This window comes from Paraclostridium dentum (genome assembly GCF_012922555.1).
GTDB classification, from domain to species: Bacteria; Bacillota; Clostridia; order Peptostreptococcales; family Peptostreptococcaceae; genus Paraclostridium; species Paraclostridium dentum.
This window is the reverse complement of the sequence record NZ_WIPK01000015.1, coordinates 1-15,145: the sequence shown is the minus strand read 5'-3', so window position 1 is coordinate 15,145 and position 15,145 is coordinate 1. Positions and strand designations below refer to the sequence as shown.

At 28.1% G+C, this 15,145-nt stretch carries 14 protein-coding genes; 11 read left to right on the top strand and 3 right to left on the bottom strand.

The genetic code is table 11. The annotated features are described in order from the left end of the window. Positions 1-140: 140 nt before the first annotated feature. The gene (locus tag GFJ41_RS15585; RefSeq protein WP_170075809.1) at positions 141-815 is read right to left on the bottom strand and encodes a zinc-ribbon domain-containing protein; all 675 of its coding nucleotides are present in this window, start codon (positions 813-815) and stop codon (positions 141-143) included. 276 nt (positions 816-1,091) lie between these two features. Here GFJ41_RS15585 and GFJ41_RS15580 point away from each other — a divergent pair, with 276 nt between their 5' ends. The 4 genes from GFJ41_RS15580 to GFJ41_RS15565 all read left to right on the top strand — a co-directional run bounded on the left by GFJ41_RS15580 (position 1,092) and on the right by GFJ41_RS15565 (position 4,799). Further along, positions 1,092-2,147: an ABC transporter substrate-binding protein gene (locus GFJ41_RS15580; RefSeq protein WP_170075808.1), complete on the top strand. Its 1,056-nt coding sequence runs from the start codon at positions 1,092-1,094 to the stop codon at positions 2,145-2,147. 182 nt (positions 2,148-2,329) lie between these two features. Beyond that, positions 2,330-2,737 carry a bacteriohemerythrin gene (locus GFJ41_RS15575; protein WP_170075807.1) on the top strand — a complete coding sequence of 136 codons (408 nt, stop codon included), beginning with the start codon at positions 2,330-2,332 and terminating at the stop codon, positions 2,735-2,737. Between the two features lie 131 nt (positions 2,738-2,868). After that, positions 2,869-3,705: an aldo/keto reductase gene (locus tag GFJ41_RS15570; RefSeq protein ID WP_170075806.1), complete on the top strand. Its 837-nt coding sequence runs from the start codon at positions 2,869-2,871 to the stop codon at positions 3,703-3,705. 161 nt (positions 3,706-3,866) lie between these two features. Next, positions 3,867-4,799 carry an alpha/beta hydrolase gene (locus GFJ41_RS15565; protein ID WP_052169300.1) on the top strand — a complete coding sequence of 311 codons (933 nt, stop codon included), beginning with the start codon at positions 3,867-3,869 and terminating at the stop codon, positions 4,797-4,799. 90 nt (positions 4,800-4,889) lie between these two features. Here the strand turns inward: GFJ41_RS15565 and GFJ41_RS15560 are convergent, their stop codons facing one another. After that, the gene (locus GFJ41_RS15560; protein ID WP_332841166.1) at positions 4,890-5,858 is read right to left on the bottom strand and encodes a PQQ-dependent sugar dehydrogenase; all 969 of its coding nucleotides are present in this window, start codon (positions 5,856-5,858) and stop codon (positions 4,890-4,892) included. Between the two features lie 345 nt (positions 5,859-6,203). On the opposite strand from GFJ41_RS15560, the gene GFJ41_RS15555 reads away from it, so the two are divergent. Next, positions 6,204-6,632, top strand: a complete 429-nt coding sequence (locus GFJ41_RS15555; RefSeq protein ID WP_035118210.1) for a YmaF family protein — start codon at positions 6,204-6,206, stop codon at positions 6,630-6,632. A 115-nt stretch (positions 6,633-6,747) separates the two neighbouring features. Here GFJ41_RS15555 and GFJ41_RS15550 read toward each other — a convergent pair whose 3' ends face one another. Continuing rightward, complete coding sequence (locus GFJ41_RS15550; RefSeq protein ID WP_170075805.1) at positions 6,748-8,181, bottom strand: MDR family MFS transporter; 1,434 nt, start codon at positions 8,179-8,181, stop codon at positions 6,748-6,750. 342 nt (positions 8,182-8,523) lie between these two features. Here GFJ41_RS15550 and brnQ point away from each other — a divergent pair, with 342 nt between their 5' ends. From brnQ to GFJ41_RS15520, 6 genes are all read left to right on the top strand, one after another. After that, complete coding sequence (gene brnQ, locus GFJ41_RS15545; protein WP_035118193.1) at positions 8,524-9,816, top strand: branched-chain amino acid transport system II carrier protein; 1,293 nt, start codon at positions 8,524-8,526, stop codon at positions 9,814-9,816. Between the two features lie 279 nt (positions 9,817-10,095). Next, positions 10,096-11,274: an NAD(P)-dependent malic enzyme gene (locus tag GFJ41_RS15540; RefSeq protein ID WP_170075804.1), complete on the top strand. Its 1,179-nt coding sequence runs from the start codon at positions 10,096-10,098 to the stop codon at positions 11,272-11,274. 12 nt (positions 11,275-11,286) lie between these two features. Then, complete coding sequence (locus GFJ41_RS15535; protein ID WP_168932596.1) at positions 11,287-12,258, top strand: 2-keto-3-deoxygluconate permease; 972 nt, start codon at positions 11,287-11,289, stop codon at positions 12,256-12,258. A gap of 175 nt (positions 12,259-12,433) precedes the next feature. Beyond that, positions 12,434-14,032 carry an ATP-binding protein gene (locus tag GFJ41_RS15530; RefSeq protein WP_168932595.1) on the top strand — a complete coding sequence of 533 codons (1,599 nt, stop codon included), beginning with the start codon at positions 12,434-12,436 and terminating at the stop codon, positions 14,030-14,032. Position 14,033: 1 nt separating this feature from the next. Next, positions 14,034-14,708 carry a response regulator gene (locus GFJ41_RS15525; protein WP_035118185.1) on the top strand — a complete coding sequence of 225 codons (675 nt, stop codon included), beginning with the start codon at positions 14,034-14,036 and terminating at the stop codon, positions 14,706-14,708. Between the two features lie 198 nt (positions 14,709-14,906). Next, positions 14,907-15,145: hypothetical protein (locus tag GFJ41_RS15520; protein WP_206001576.1), on the top strand; the 239-nt coding region annotated here is incomplete at its 3' end.

Genomic DNA, 15,145 nt, shown 5'->3' with positions numbered 1-15,145 from the left:
TAAACAAAATACCACAGCAGGTACAGGGATATGTTGCGGAATTAGATGTAAGAAAAATATTAAACAGATAATAAAAGAATATAAATAGATTTAAAAAAGGGTTATGCTATAAAAAATTATAGCATAACCTTTTTAATTAACTAATAATAATAGGGACTAGACATTATAGATAATGTTAATCCAAAAAATGCTAGTATAAATATTAATATAGGTACTAAGAAAGTTAAAACAATTGGCAATACTAAGTTAGTTCCACCTTTAGATAATAGTACTCTATGTTTTATATCTTCTTTAAGCCCATCAACAGAACTTAATTGTTTTTGTACATGTTTTAGATATAAACTGTTTCCATATAATCCACATACAATATATGTTCCTATATTTAAAATCCAGCCTAAGAATGGTATACAGGCAAATATTATGTTAGCTATTATTAGCCCAACTCCATATCCATACATTTTTCTATAGAATAGCCAATTTGATGTAAGAAAGAATGATGCCCAGTTCCAAGATGTACTTTTTTCTAAATCTTGCATTTCTTTAAATTTTGGTATGTAATACTCAGTATTTTTTTGAATGAAATTTATCATATCATCATTTTCCCAATCTGCCTTTAAAGAACCATCCCCACTTATGTCAGTAAACTTTTTATAAGTTTCATTGTTAGTAATAGTATCTTTAATATTTGTGGTAGCATCTTTTATTGAATCTTCAATAGATTTTAAGCTATTTCCACAGTTCGTACAAAACTTATCTGACGATGAATTTTTATGTCCACATTTAGAACAAAATACAGTTTCATTATTTTTTTCCATTATACTCCTCCTTATAAAATTTATTTTCGACCTAAAAATTAAATAAATTCCCCTATAAAATATATTTCACAGGATAATAACATTATTAGACCTATGGTAACAAAACAGTTTAGATTATAATACAAAACTTTATTATTTTCAATGATAAATACCCATAAAATGGAATTATAAATTTAATATGAATATTATTTAATTAAAAACTACAAAGTAAATAAGATTGACTATTTACAGTTTGGGGTATTAGAATAATCTTATATTAAAGGAAAGGATTAAAGTATGAAAAAAACATTTAAATTATTAAGCTTATCAATTTGTATTTTATTGATGGGAGCATTTTTTGTTGGATGTAGCAAAGATTCATCTGAACAAATAAGTTTTCTTAATTATGGAGAAAATATAGACAAAGAAACATTAAAGGAATTTGAGAAAAAATATGGCATAAAGGTTAATGTTGAGACATTTGACGATATGGAAACAATGTATCAAAAAATTAGCAAAGGTGGAGTTAAATACGATGTTATTTTAGTATCTGATGCTTTAATGCCAAGAATGATTAAAAAAGGACTTATACAAGAATTAAATAAAGATAATATACCTAACATATCTCAAATGGATAAAGATTATTTAAATCTTCAAATAGATCCAGGGAATAAATATTCAGTACCTTATATGTTTGGAACAGTAGGACTTATTTATAACAAAGATGTAGTTAAAGAAAAAGTAGATAGCTGGGATATTTTATGGGATGAAAAATATAAAGATAAGGTATTTATGTTTGATACGTATAGAGATACTATGGGAGCTGCTTTAAAGAAACTTGGATACTCTTTAAATTCAAAAAATCCAAAAGAAATAGAAGAAGCTAAAGAATTGTTGATAAAACAAAGAGAAACAGTAAATCCGATATATGGTGTTGATAATGGAACGACAATGATTCCAGCAGGGGAATCTGATATAAATATGATATGGTCAGGAGAAGGGTTAAATCTTCAAGATGAGAATCCTAATTTAGTGTATGTAGTTCCTAAAGAAGGAGCAAATTTCTGGATAGACAGTTTATGCATCCCTAAAAATGCTGAGAATGTTGAAGGAGCAGAGAAATTTATAAACTTTGTTAGTGATAAAGAAAGTGCGTTGAGAATAGCGGATGAAATTGGATACACTACTCCAAATAAAGAAGCTAGATTAGCTCAACCTGATAATGTAAAAAATAATCCAAATGCATATATGCCTAAAGAAATAATGGATAGATGTGAAATTTATGAAGATTTTCCAATGGATGTTAAGAAAATATATGATAATGCATGGATAAATATAAAATCAGATAATTAATAAGAAAAGGTCTTTAATAGATCTTTTTTTTATGATTATATTATTGCTAAATTTAATTTTATGTAAACTTAAAATAGATATTTTCTATAGTGATTTTAGTTAGATTAATAGATTAAAAAATTAAAAAGTGATATAATTTACTAAAAATTACCAAAATAAGCAAAGGATTGCGAGGAGACAAAATGGCATATAAATGGACTGATGATTTACTAACTGGTAATACACAAATTGATACAGAACATAAAGAATTAATAAAAGCAATAAATGATTTACTAGAAGCTTGTAGTAAAGGTAAGGGCAGAGCTGAATTAGAAAAGACAGTAAAGTTCTTATCTTCTTACACTAGAACTCACTTTGGACATGAAGAAATTTTGCAGAAAAAATATAATTATCCTGATTACGAAAATCATAAAAAATATCATAAGCATTTTATTGATGCAGTTGATAATATACAAAAAAAACTTCTATCAGAAGGTACAAGTATAGTTTTAGTAGGTGAAATTAATAGTAAAGTTGCTAATTGGATAATTAGTCATATAAAAAGAGAAGATGTAAAGGTTGCAGCACATATAAGAAATAATTCTAAATAATTGAAAGGAGGGTGTATTATTAAAAACATACATCCTCCTTTTTCATTTATTTTAGCAGTGTATATTATGTAAGTTTATATAGTGATATAATATTAAAAAATGATTTAGATAACAAAAGGGAGGATTATTTTATGGATAAACAATTTACGAACTTAAGTAATGGGGTAAAGATACCTCTTGTAGGATTTGGTACATACAAGTCAGGTAATGATGAAGATACATCTGAAATAGTAAAAAATGCTCTCGAAATAGGCTATAGAATGATAGATACAGCTTCATTTTATGGGAATGAAAAAGGCATAGGTAAAGGCATAAAAGAGAGTGAAATAGATAGGGAAGAAATATTTTTAGTAACAAAACTTTGGAATGAAGATCATGGATATGATAGTACTATTAAAGCTTTTAATAATTCGTTGAAAAATTTAGATGTAGATTATATAGATTTATATCTAATCCATTGGCCAAATAAATTAAATGCTGAAACATGGAAAGCTTTTGAATATTTATATTCTATAGGAAAAGTTAAAGCTATAGGAGTTTGTAATTTTAAAATAAATCACTTAGAAGAGTTAAAAAAGATTGCAACTATAATGCCAATGGTAAATCAAGTTGAGATGCATCCGTTTAGCATTAAAAGTGAAATGATTAGATATTGTAAAGAAAATGATATTCAAGTGATTGCATGGAGTCCTATAAGCAGAGGAAGAATATTTTCTAATGATTTAATGATTAACTTAGCAGAAAAATATAATAAAACAATAGCACAAGTAGTATTGAGATGGCATATTCAAAAAGGCGTTATACCTATTCCAAAATCATCAAATGAAAATAGAATAAAAGAAAATATAGAAGTTTTTGATTTTGAAATTTCTACTGAAGATATTATAAAAATTGACTTATTGAATGAGGGATATGACGTATCTGTATCTAAACCACCAGCTAATACTACATATGATGAATTAATATAATAAAAAACGTATCATTATTAAATGATACGTTTTTTATTTTTAAACTAAGTTCTAATATAAACTAATGATTTATTTTTTAGTATACATTATAGAAATCAAGGGAAACAATATTTTAAGTAAGGTATAAAAATAAACATATAAAAGTTAAAGGAGCTAATATTATGGAACAAGAAAGAAATAATAGCGATGAAAATATTAAATTTAGCCATATAAAATATAATTCGGAATTAGAAAATATGTACTTTTCAGATAGTGATTTTATAACATGTTTTAGAAACTTTATGGATGAAAGTTTAAATCAGTCATTAAAAGATTTAAAACAAGATTATTCGTTAAATGAAGTTGATATAAAAGGGATAAAGGCTGCCTGGATAGAAAGTTTAAATTCAATTAAAAATAAAGGGGTTATAATATATCTTCATGGAGGTTGTTATATATATGGAAATATAAATAATTACTGTACTATTCCAGTGCAAATTTCAAATACTACAGGACTTAAGGTGTTATCAGTTAATTATTCACTAGCTCCTGAAAATCCATTTCCGAAGGCTATAGAAGATGTACAAAATATATATGAATATTTGATAGAAGAAGGTTATACTTCTGATCAAATTGTTATTGTAGGAGATTCAGCCGGAGGAGGATTGGCTCTTGCAACTGTTATAAAGCTAAGAGATTTAAAAGCAGATTTACCAGCAGCCTTAGGGTTATTTTCACCCTGGGTTGATTTAACATTAAAAGGAGATACAATAGAAACTTTAAAAGATTTTGATAATGTATTAAGCAAAAGGCAATTAGAGGGGGCAGCTAAAATCTATGCTGAAAAACAAGAATTGACAAACCCTTTAATATCCCCTGTTTTTGCTGATTTGAAAAATTGTCCTCCTATGATGATTTTGGCAGGAGGGCGTGAGATTTTACTTAGTGATTCTATAAATTTAGCTAGAAAAGCAACTCTTGATAATACTACTGTAAATTTTATTGTATGGGATAAACTTGACCATGTGTTTGCAGTAGATTCAACTCTTTCTGAAAGCAAAGAAGCAATAGAAATATTGGGCAAATTTTTACTAGAAAAAATGAATTATAAATAAGTTAATATGACTGATTCATTAAGTTTTTATATGAATCAGTCATTAGAAAATATTTAATAGCAGTAAAATGAATGTATAAAAAATTATTTTTTATTTTAAGGTAAGACGAATAATTCTATCGTCAGTTATATCAGGGTTGCCCCTACCATCTCTATTACTTGTTGCAATATAAATTGATCCATCTTTTGATTGAATAACTTCACGTAAACGTCCATATTCATTTTTCAGCCAAAAATCTATATTATTTACTTTAGTTCCTTCTTCATTTAGAGAAATATCTAATAGTTGTTGCCCACGTAAATTAGAAATAAGTAAATTTCCGTTCCATGGTCCTTGGTTTACGAAATCTATACCAGAAGGAGCCCACGTACTTTCTCCACTGTTGATTAGAGGTTTTTGTGTTAATATATTTATAGATTCTTCATCTCCTTGGACTAAAGGCCATCCATAGTTAGCACCTGGATGTATTATGTTTATTTCATCATGTCCTATTTGTCCATGTTCTGATTCATACAACATATTTTTTGAATTCCATGCTAAGCCTTGGGGATTTCTATGACCTAAACTATAAACGGGTGAATTAACAAATGGGTTATCTTTAGGTATACTACCATCTAATTCTATTCGGAGTATTTTTCCCGCTGTGCTTTTTAGATCTTGTGCTAACGCAGGATTTCCAGAATCTCCAGTTGTTATATATAATTTATTATCTGGTCCTATTTTTATCCTTCCTCCATTATGAATCTGACCTCCAGGAATACTATCAATTATAATCGTATCAATATATGCTTTGTTATCTTTTTCAATTAATCTGACAATACGATTATAGATTTTGTTATTTTCTAAGTATGAATGCATAGCATATATATAATGGTTTCTTGAAAAAGCTGGATCTAAGGCAATACCAAGTAATCCGCCTTCACCTTGACTTACAAAAGTCCCACCAAAGGTGATGAGAGGTTCTGGATTGAGTTTACCATTTTCTATAACTTTAATTGTACCAGAACGTTCTGTAAAATATATCTTACCTTCATCACTTATATCTATAGACCAAGGCACATATAAGTTTTCAGCAACGGTTTCTATTTTATAGGGAAATTGTCTTGACATAACTGACTTTAATTTAAATTGTTTTGTTTTATTATTAGCAAATTCTATATTGTATAAAAAATTATATTTAAATTTTTTCATATAATTTACCTCCAAATTATATATATAATTAATATATTATTATTTTTAAAAATTAAAGTTACGGTTATATGTAAATTTAAATAGAATATGTATTTTACAAAAAAATATAAAATTATACAAAAAATGACAACAAATATGGAATGAATGCATAGTATGTATGAAGAGGTCCTTTATAGGATTTCTTAATATGTCTTATACAACAGAGGTAATTTAATGTCAAATCAAAATTATAAGTGCAAAAAAGATTATTGGGATAATTATGAAAATTGGAATGATGAATGTAAAAAATACGATTGGTGTAAGTGTATGAATTGTGAAGAAGAAGAAATGACACATGTTCATGAATTTGAAGAAAGTGTTAAGCTAGCAGAAGAAGGCGATGATAGACATAATCACCGTACTGCTGGGGTTACAGGTCAAGCTATACCGATAAATGGCGGAAGAAATCATGTTCATAAAATAAAAAATAATAATACAGATTTTTTAGATCATTTTCATCAAATATGTATTACAACTGGACCAGCAATACCAATACCAGGTACTGATAAACACGTTCATTTAATATCTGGAAGAACTACTATTGTTGATGGTCACTTTCATGAATTTCTTTTTACTACACAAATTGAAGCACCTTTAGTATAAATTTAAAAGATAATTTAATATATAAAACTTAATAAATTTTCTTAAGGGCTATTAAATTTTTATATAATAGCCCTTTTTAAGATTATTAATTATTTTTTTATGTATTTATAAAGTTTTATATTTCAGTATCATCTTTTTCTAATATAGATTTTTTACTTATAAATATTCCAGCAATAAAACAAATTAAAGCAACAAATACTAAAGCATAAAATATATTATGAACACCATTAAAGAAGGCTTCCATTATTTGATGAGTACTAGCTCCAGATGAATATATATTATCTGCAGTTACATTTGAAATATCTGAATTTTTAAAGTAAGAAGATATACTTGAGTTCATCAACCCTCCGAATACACTAACACCTATTGTTTGACCAAGTGTACGGATTAATGCATTTGTTGATGTAGCAGCTCCTCTTTTTTCGTAAGTGACAGCATTTTGGATAAGTATTATAAGTGTATTAAGTACACCCCCAAAACCTGCACCCATTATGAATATTATAAGAATTAGATAAATTAAATTTGTATCTGGAGTGGTAAATCTAAGTAAATAACATGTTATTGCTAAGATTAAAATAGAACCTAGAATAACTTTTTTCTCTCCAAATTTTTTAAATAAATTTACTAAAACAAAAGAACTTAAAAGCCAAGTTATAGACATTGGAGCCATTAAAAGTCCAGAAATTTTTGCGCTATAACCCATAACATTTTGAGTGTATAACGGCATGTAAACCTCTATAACCATAAGTATAACAGCTACAAAGAAACCTATTAAATTTAGTAAAATTGTATCTTTCGAAAATATATCAAAAGGAACAATAGGCTCTTTTGATTTTTTTTCAATTAAGTAGAAAATCATAAGTGAAACTATAGTTAATATAGCATATATAATTTTTGTTGAACTAGACGTAGTAAATACACCTAATAATATTGAAACTATAGATATTGTTAAAAATATTGATCCCAGATAATCAATTTTAGGATTACTATTTGATAATTTTTCCTCGAAATTTTTATTAAGAAGGAAAATAGATAAAATACCAAAAGGTATATTAATAAAAAATATCCAATGCCAAGATAAGTAATCTATGAAAAATCCTCCTATAAATGGTCCAAGTAGACTAGAAACACCCCATACTGTGCTTAGGCATCCTTGAACCTTAGAACGTTCCTCTAAATCAAATACATCTCCAACAATTGTGTATGTTACTGTGAGTATAGAACCGGCACCTATACCTTGTATTGCTCTAAATGCTATTAACTGAATCATACTTTGGGAAAATCCACATAAGGCACTACCTATTAAAAATATTACTATACCAATAGAAAGCATTTTTTTTCTTCCATAAAGGTCAGACATTTTTCCATAAATAGGAGTGGAGACAGCTGAGGTTAAAAGATATGAAGAAAAAACCCAGCTCATAAGATTATATCCATTTAAACTTTTTGCTATTGTAGGCATAGCTGTAGTTACAACAGTACCTTCAAATGCAGCAAGAAACATAGAAACCATTATTGCGATAATTATATTCCGCTTTTTTTTGCTCATAAAAAAAACTCCTTTCTCAATTGTTACAAAAGATAAAATACCCATGTTATAGATTATATAACCTGAGTATTTTATCTTTACATTATACTACACAAAAAAACTTCATTAAACACAAAAAATGTAAATATTATTATATTTAACAAATTAGGAATATTATTATTTATATTGTTAAATATAAATAAACAAGCAGTTAATTAATTTAACACAAATTTAACTTAGTGGGACAAAATGCTAAAATTATGTTAAATTTTTCAGAATAGTTGATTTATTTAGTAAGTTTAACATATAATTAAGTAATTTAATAATTAGATATTGCCTATAAAATTAATACAGGGGGTTTTTATGAAAAAACAAAGTGTAGATACTGTAGTTGTAGGATTTGCCTTATTTGCCATGTTCTTTGGGGCAGGAAACTTAATATTTCCACCATATTTAGGAGTTGTATCTGGAGAGCACTGGATGTTAGGTTTCAGTGGATTTATTATCGCTGATGTAGGATTAGCTTTATTAGCGATATTAGCAGCTGCTAAATGTGATGGAGACATAAGTAGGGTTTTATCAAGAAGTGGGAAAACATTATCTATAATACTAGCAACAGCAATTATGATTTGCTTAGGACCACTTTTAGCAATACCTAGAACAGGAGCAACAACATTTGAAATGGGAATACAACCTATTTTTGGAGGCTTTAGCCCGATATTATTTTCTATAATATTTTTCGGGTTAACACTGGTACTTACAATAAAACCATCTAAAGTTGTAGATATAATAGGGCAGTACTTAACACCAGCATTATTAGTAGCTTTAATATTTCTAATTATAGTAGGGATTGTATCTCCTCTTGGAAATTTAAATGAACCAGCAGCTATAGATGCAATATTTGCAGAGGGTATAGGTCAAGGATATCAAACAATGGATCCACTAGGAGCTATAGCTTTATCAGCAGTTGTTATAATGTCACTTGTTCAAAAAGGATACACAGAAGAATCTGATAAAATTAAATTAACTTTAAGAGCTGGTTTAGTTGCAGGTGTGGCTTTAATTATAGTATACGGAGGACTTACTTATTTAGGATCTTCAGTTGCTCATCAATTTAAAGGTGTAAATCCAAGTGATATAAATCAAACAGCTTTGATTGTAAGTATAACAGAACAGTTATTAGGTCAACCTGGTAAAGTTGTATTAGCAATAATTGTAGCATTAGCTTGTTTAACAACATCTATAGGGCTTGTTTCAGCTACGGCTCAATATTTTACTAAACTATCAAATGGAAAAGTAAAATATGAAACTATAGTTATTGGAGTATGTATATTCAGTGCAGTAGTAGCAAACTTTGGAGTTAGTACAATAATAAAATTCTCAGCACCTATATTATCAATTATTTACCCAGCAACAATAGTATTAGTATTAATGACACTATTTAATAATAAAATTAAAAATGATAATGCATTTAAATGTGCAACTTATGTAGCTTTAATAGTAAGTGTACTTACAGTTTTAAGCAGTAAAGGTATAAATGTACCGTTTATAAATGAATTGCCGTTTGCAAAAATAGGATTTAACTGGATAGTACCAGTTGTAATTGCAGGTATAATTGGTAATTTCATACCATCAAAATCTAATGTTAATTCTTAGATCTAATTATTAATTAAATACAATATTATAAAAGTTAACGATACAAATAATTATACTAATAAAGGATTAGTTGATATTATTTTATATCGTTAACTTTTTTATTGCCATTTTTAAGTTATTTTAAAGGTATTCATCTTTATTTAAACTTAATGTTAATAATATATCAAAAAAAACTTTATGACCAAAATTTATTTTAAATTTTCAAAATATTTCAATATATCAAGACTGTTGATATTATTAAATCATAATAAATTAGACTAAAAAGAAAGGGTGATATATATGGATTATTTTAAAAAAAGTTTAGATTTACATGAAGAAAAGGTTGGGAAAATTGAAGTTATAAGTAAGGTAAAAGTTGAGACTAGGGATGATTTAAGTTTAGCTTATACACCTGGAGTTGCAGAACCGTGTAGAAAAATTTTTGAAAATGAGGAAAACGTATACAAGTATACATCTAAGGGCAATTTAGTCGCTGTAGTAACAGATGGGAGTGCTGTTTTAGGGTTAGGAGATATAGGTCCAAAAGCAGGGCTTCCTGTAATGGAAGGGAAGTCAATATTGTTTAAAGAATTTGCAGATGTAGATGCAATACCAATTTGTTTAGATACAAAGAATGTAGAAGAAATTGTAGATACTATTAAGCTAATATCTCCTGGATTTGGGGGAATTAACTTAGAAGATATTTCAGCACCACGATGTTTTGAAATTGAAGAAAAGCTTAAAAAAGAACTTGATATACCTGTTTTTCATGATGATCAACATGGAACAGCTATAGTTGTATTAGCAGGTATTATAAATGCTCTAAAGGTTGTTGATAAAAAAATGGAAGAAATAAAAGTTGTTGTAAATGGAGCTGGAGCAGCAGGTACAGCTATAACAAAATTATTATTATCATCTGGAGTTACAAATTTAATCGTCTGCGATAAAGTGGGTATTCTCCATAAAGATATGAAAGGCATAGATGAAGCTAAAATTGAGCTAGCAAAGCTTACTAATTTTGATAATATTCAAGGAAACTTAGCAGATGCATTAATAGGAGCAGATGTATTTATAGGAGTATCAGCTCCAGGAATTGTATCAAAAGACATGGTAAAGTCTATGAACAAAGATTCTATATTCTTTGCAATGGCAAATCCAACTCCAGAAATTATGCCATATGAAGCTAAAGAAGCAGGTGCAAGAGTAATAGGAACAGGACGTTCAGATTTTCCAAATCAAGTTAATAATGTATTAGCTTTTCCAGGAATATTTAGAGGCGCTTTAGATGTTAGGGCAAAAGAAATAAATGAAGAAATGAAAATAGCAGCTGCTTATGCTATAGCTTCTATGATAAAAGATGAGGAATTAAATGAGAATAATGTAATTCCATATGCTTTAGATAAAACTATTGCAAGTAATGTAGCTGAGGCAATAAAAAAAGCTGCTATAGATAGCGGTGTAGCGAGAAAAAATAATTAGGAGGAAATAAGTATGCAAATACCAATAAAGAAAACCATTGATAAAATTCCAGGCGGTATGATGGTTGTTCCTCTTTTTCTAGGTGTATTAGTTAACACATTTTTCCCACAGTTTTTAGAAATTGGAGGATTCACGACTGCATTGTTTGGACCTAAAGCATCTTCAACAATTTTAGCATGTTTTATGTTTTTAATTGGATCGCAAATTAACTTTAAGTTAGCACCAAAAGCGTTAAAAAAGGGTGCATTATTAATTACTGGTAAGTTTATAGTAGGTGCTGGAATTGGTATATTTGTAGGAAAAGTCTTTGGGCCAGCAGGGGTATTAGGATTATCACCATTAGCAATTCTAGCAGCATTAACAAATTGTAATGGGGGATTATATGCATCACTTGCATCACAGTATGGAGATGAAACTGATGTAGGTGCATATGCTATATTATCATTAAAAGATGGACCGTTTTTTACATTAGTTGCATTAGGAGCATCAGGGTTAGCTCAAATTCCTATAATGTCACTTGTAGCAGTAGTAATTCCTATATTAATAGGTATGATTCTAGGAAATATCGATTCCGACATGAGAGCTTTTCTTGGAAGTAGTAAATTGCTTTTAATTCCATTCTTTTCATTTCCTTTAGGGGCTGGGATGGATTTATCAACTATTGTTCAAGCAGGATTACCAGGTATACTTTTAGGAGTAATAGCGTCTTTAACTGGAATAGGAGCTTATATATTATTAAAGTTATTTAAAGAAGAACCTATAATTGGTTTAGCTACAGGATCAACAGCAGGAAATGCAGTTGCAACTCCAGCGGCAGTTGCAGCTATAGATCCTACTGTAGTATCTATAGCTGCAGTTGCTACAGCACAAGTTGCAGCAGCTTGTGTAGTATCTGCTATAGTTTGTCCATTTATTGTATCTTATACATTTAAGTTAATCAAAAATAAGCAAATTAAGGATTCAAATAATAGAGTTATTTCATGATAAAGTATATAATTGGTTAGAATTAATACACGGAAAAAATGATAGGTAATAATAAGAGAAGTGCTATATAATAGGATTGAAGTATATATACCTATATTAAAGCTTCTACTTAGGTATAATTACCTCCCATAATTCCGTGTTTTTAATTTGCAAATTTAAAGGTGAGGTGTTAGGTTTGAAAAAAAAGATGAAATTGCAGACAAAACTTACGATATTAATTATTATTGTAGTTTTTATTTCAATATCTATAATTATTTTTTTTGTAGCATCATGGATGACTAAAAATATTAAAAGCACCTCTAAGACTAATGTTATGAATGTAGCTGAGATGGTAGCTAACTCTAGAGAAGTAATAGATGCACTTGGAAAAAAAGATCCTGATAAAATTATAGGGCCTTATATTGAAAATCAGCTTAAAAGTTTAGATGAAATTGAATATATAATTGTGGTTGACAATGAAGGAATGAGATATTCCCATCCCAATGTAAATATGATAGGGCAAAAATTTGTAGGTGGAGATGAAAGTAGAGTAGTCAAAGAGGGGGATGTTTATATATCTGAAGCTATTGGAACCTTAGGCAGGTCCCTAAGAGCTTTTGTACCAATATATAATGTAGAAAAAAATAAAGAGATAGGATTTGTATGTGTAGGTATGCTCACAAAAAGTATTGAACAATCTGAGCATATGGCAATACTATATATAATTTTAATTTCAATAGGGAGTTTAGCTGTTGGGATAGTTGGAGCGTTTATTTTATCTAATAATATAAAAAATACGTTGTTAGGCCTTGAACCAGAAGAAATAACAAATCTTTATAATGAAAAAATAGGCATTTTAGATGCAATCTATGAAGGACTTATAGCTATAGATAACAATGGCAATATAACTCTTGTTAATGATTCTGCATTAAATATATTACACTATGAAAATCAAATAGATAAAAATAGTATCATTGGAAAAAATATAGACGAAATTTTTCCTACTACAAATTTAATTAAAGTATTAGAAGAAGGTAAATGTAAATTTGAGGAAGAACAAAAAATAAATAATACTGTAATTATGACTAATAAAATACCTATAAAAGATAGAGATAAGGTTATAGGAGCAATTGCAACCTTTAGAGACAAAACAGAAGTCACTAGGTTAGCTGAAGAACTTACAGGTGTAAAAAAAATGGCATGGTCATTAAGAGCTCAAAATCATGAGTTTATGAATAAGCTCCATACTATATCTGGCTTAATACAGTTAGAGGAGTATGATGAAGCTTTACAGTTTATATCTAATGTAGCTAAAAACAGAAATAATATAAGTAGTATTTTAACTAAAAAAATAAAAGATCCGTCACTATCAGCGATATTGTTTTCAAAGTACAACAAAGCTGAAGAAAATAGGATTAAATTTAACATAGATGAAAGTTCTAAAATTAGCAAGTTGCCCAAATTTATGGATTCAGAGGATATAGTCTCAATTGTAGGAAATTTAATTGAAAATTCTTTGGATGCGGTAGATAATGATGGGAGTGGAGAAGTTTACATAAAGATAATTCAATATAGTGAACTTATTGAAATAAAAATTTCTGATAATGGTCCTGGAATTAAAGATGAATATATGGATAAGATTTATGAGCAAGGTTTTACTACTAAAGAAGGTCAAAGAGGGCATGGGATGTATATTGTAAAACAAATAATCGATAGAGCTAATGGAAAGATTGAACTTAAAGTAAATAATGGTGTCAATTGGAATATTATTATACCTATGGGGGAGTGTGATTAACTTGATTCAAGTAATTATAATAGAGGATGATCCAATGGTACGAGAAATAAATTCAAAATTTCTAAAGAGGGTAGAAGGATTTGAATTATATAAAGCAGTAGGAAATCTTACCGAAGCTAAAAATTATATTATTAAAAAAAAGCCAGATTTAATTTTATTAGATGTTTTTTTACCTAATGAAAATGGAATAGATTTTTTAAAGTGGTTGAGGAGTGAAGAAATTACAATTGATGTAATATTAATTACGGCAGATAAAACGGTGGAAAGGGTACAAGAAGCTTTTAGATATGGGGCTATAGATTATTTAATAAAACCATTTAATTTCGATAGATTTAAAGATTCGTTAATACAATTTAAAGAAAGATATTATGAACTTAATAAATTATGTGAAATAGAGCAAAATGAATTAGATAAATTGATTATAAATGCAAATGGAATTCAAAAATACGGTGGTCTTGCAAAAGGGTTTAATAGGCACACTTATAAGTTGATATGGAAAGAAATAGAAAAAGAAGATGGTGAATATTTTACATCTGAAGAATTATCAGAAAGAATAAAAGTTGCTAGGGTAACTGTTAGAAGGTACTTAGATTATATGGAAAAAGAAGGACAGTTAGAAAAATTGGTTGAGTATGGAAAAGTAGGCAGGCCACAGCATAAATTTAGAAAACTATAAAGAACAATTTTTAATGAATAAAGTATATTAAAATAATACTATATTATAGATACAGGGGATTATGAACTAAAATTTTTATATATTTAAGCTAATATAAATTTTGACAATATAGAACATATTTCGACATTGATGCATATTATGGACTAGAGGTTCTTTAATAAGAATTTCTTAATATTTATATAATGGAGAGATATGAAAATGGTTTATTCAAATAAATGTAAAGAAGAAAACTACAAATGGAATAAATGTCATAAATGCTATGACTGGGACGAATGGAATAAGTATTATAAATGGGATAATTGTGATAAGTGTTATGGATATGAAAACGATGATAAGTGCCATGATCATAAGAATTGCGACAAGTGTCATGAGCATAAAAACTGTGACAAGTATTATGGATATGAAAACTATGATAAGTGCAATGATCATAAAAATTG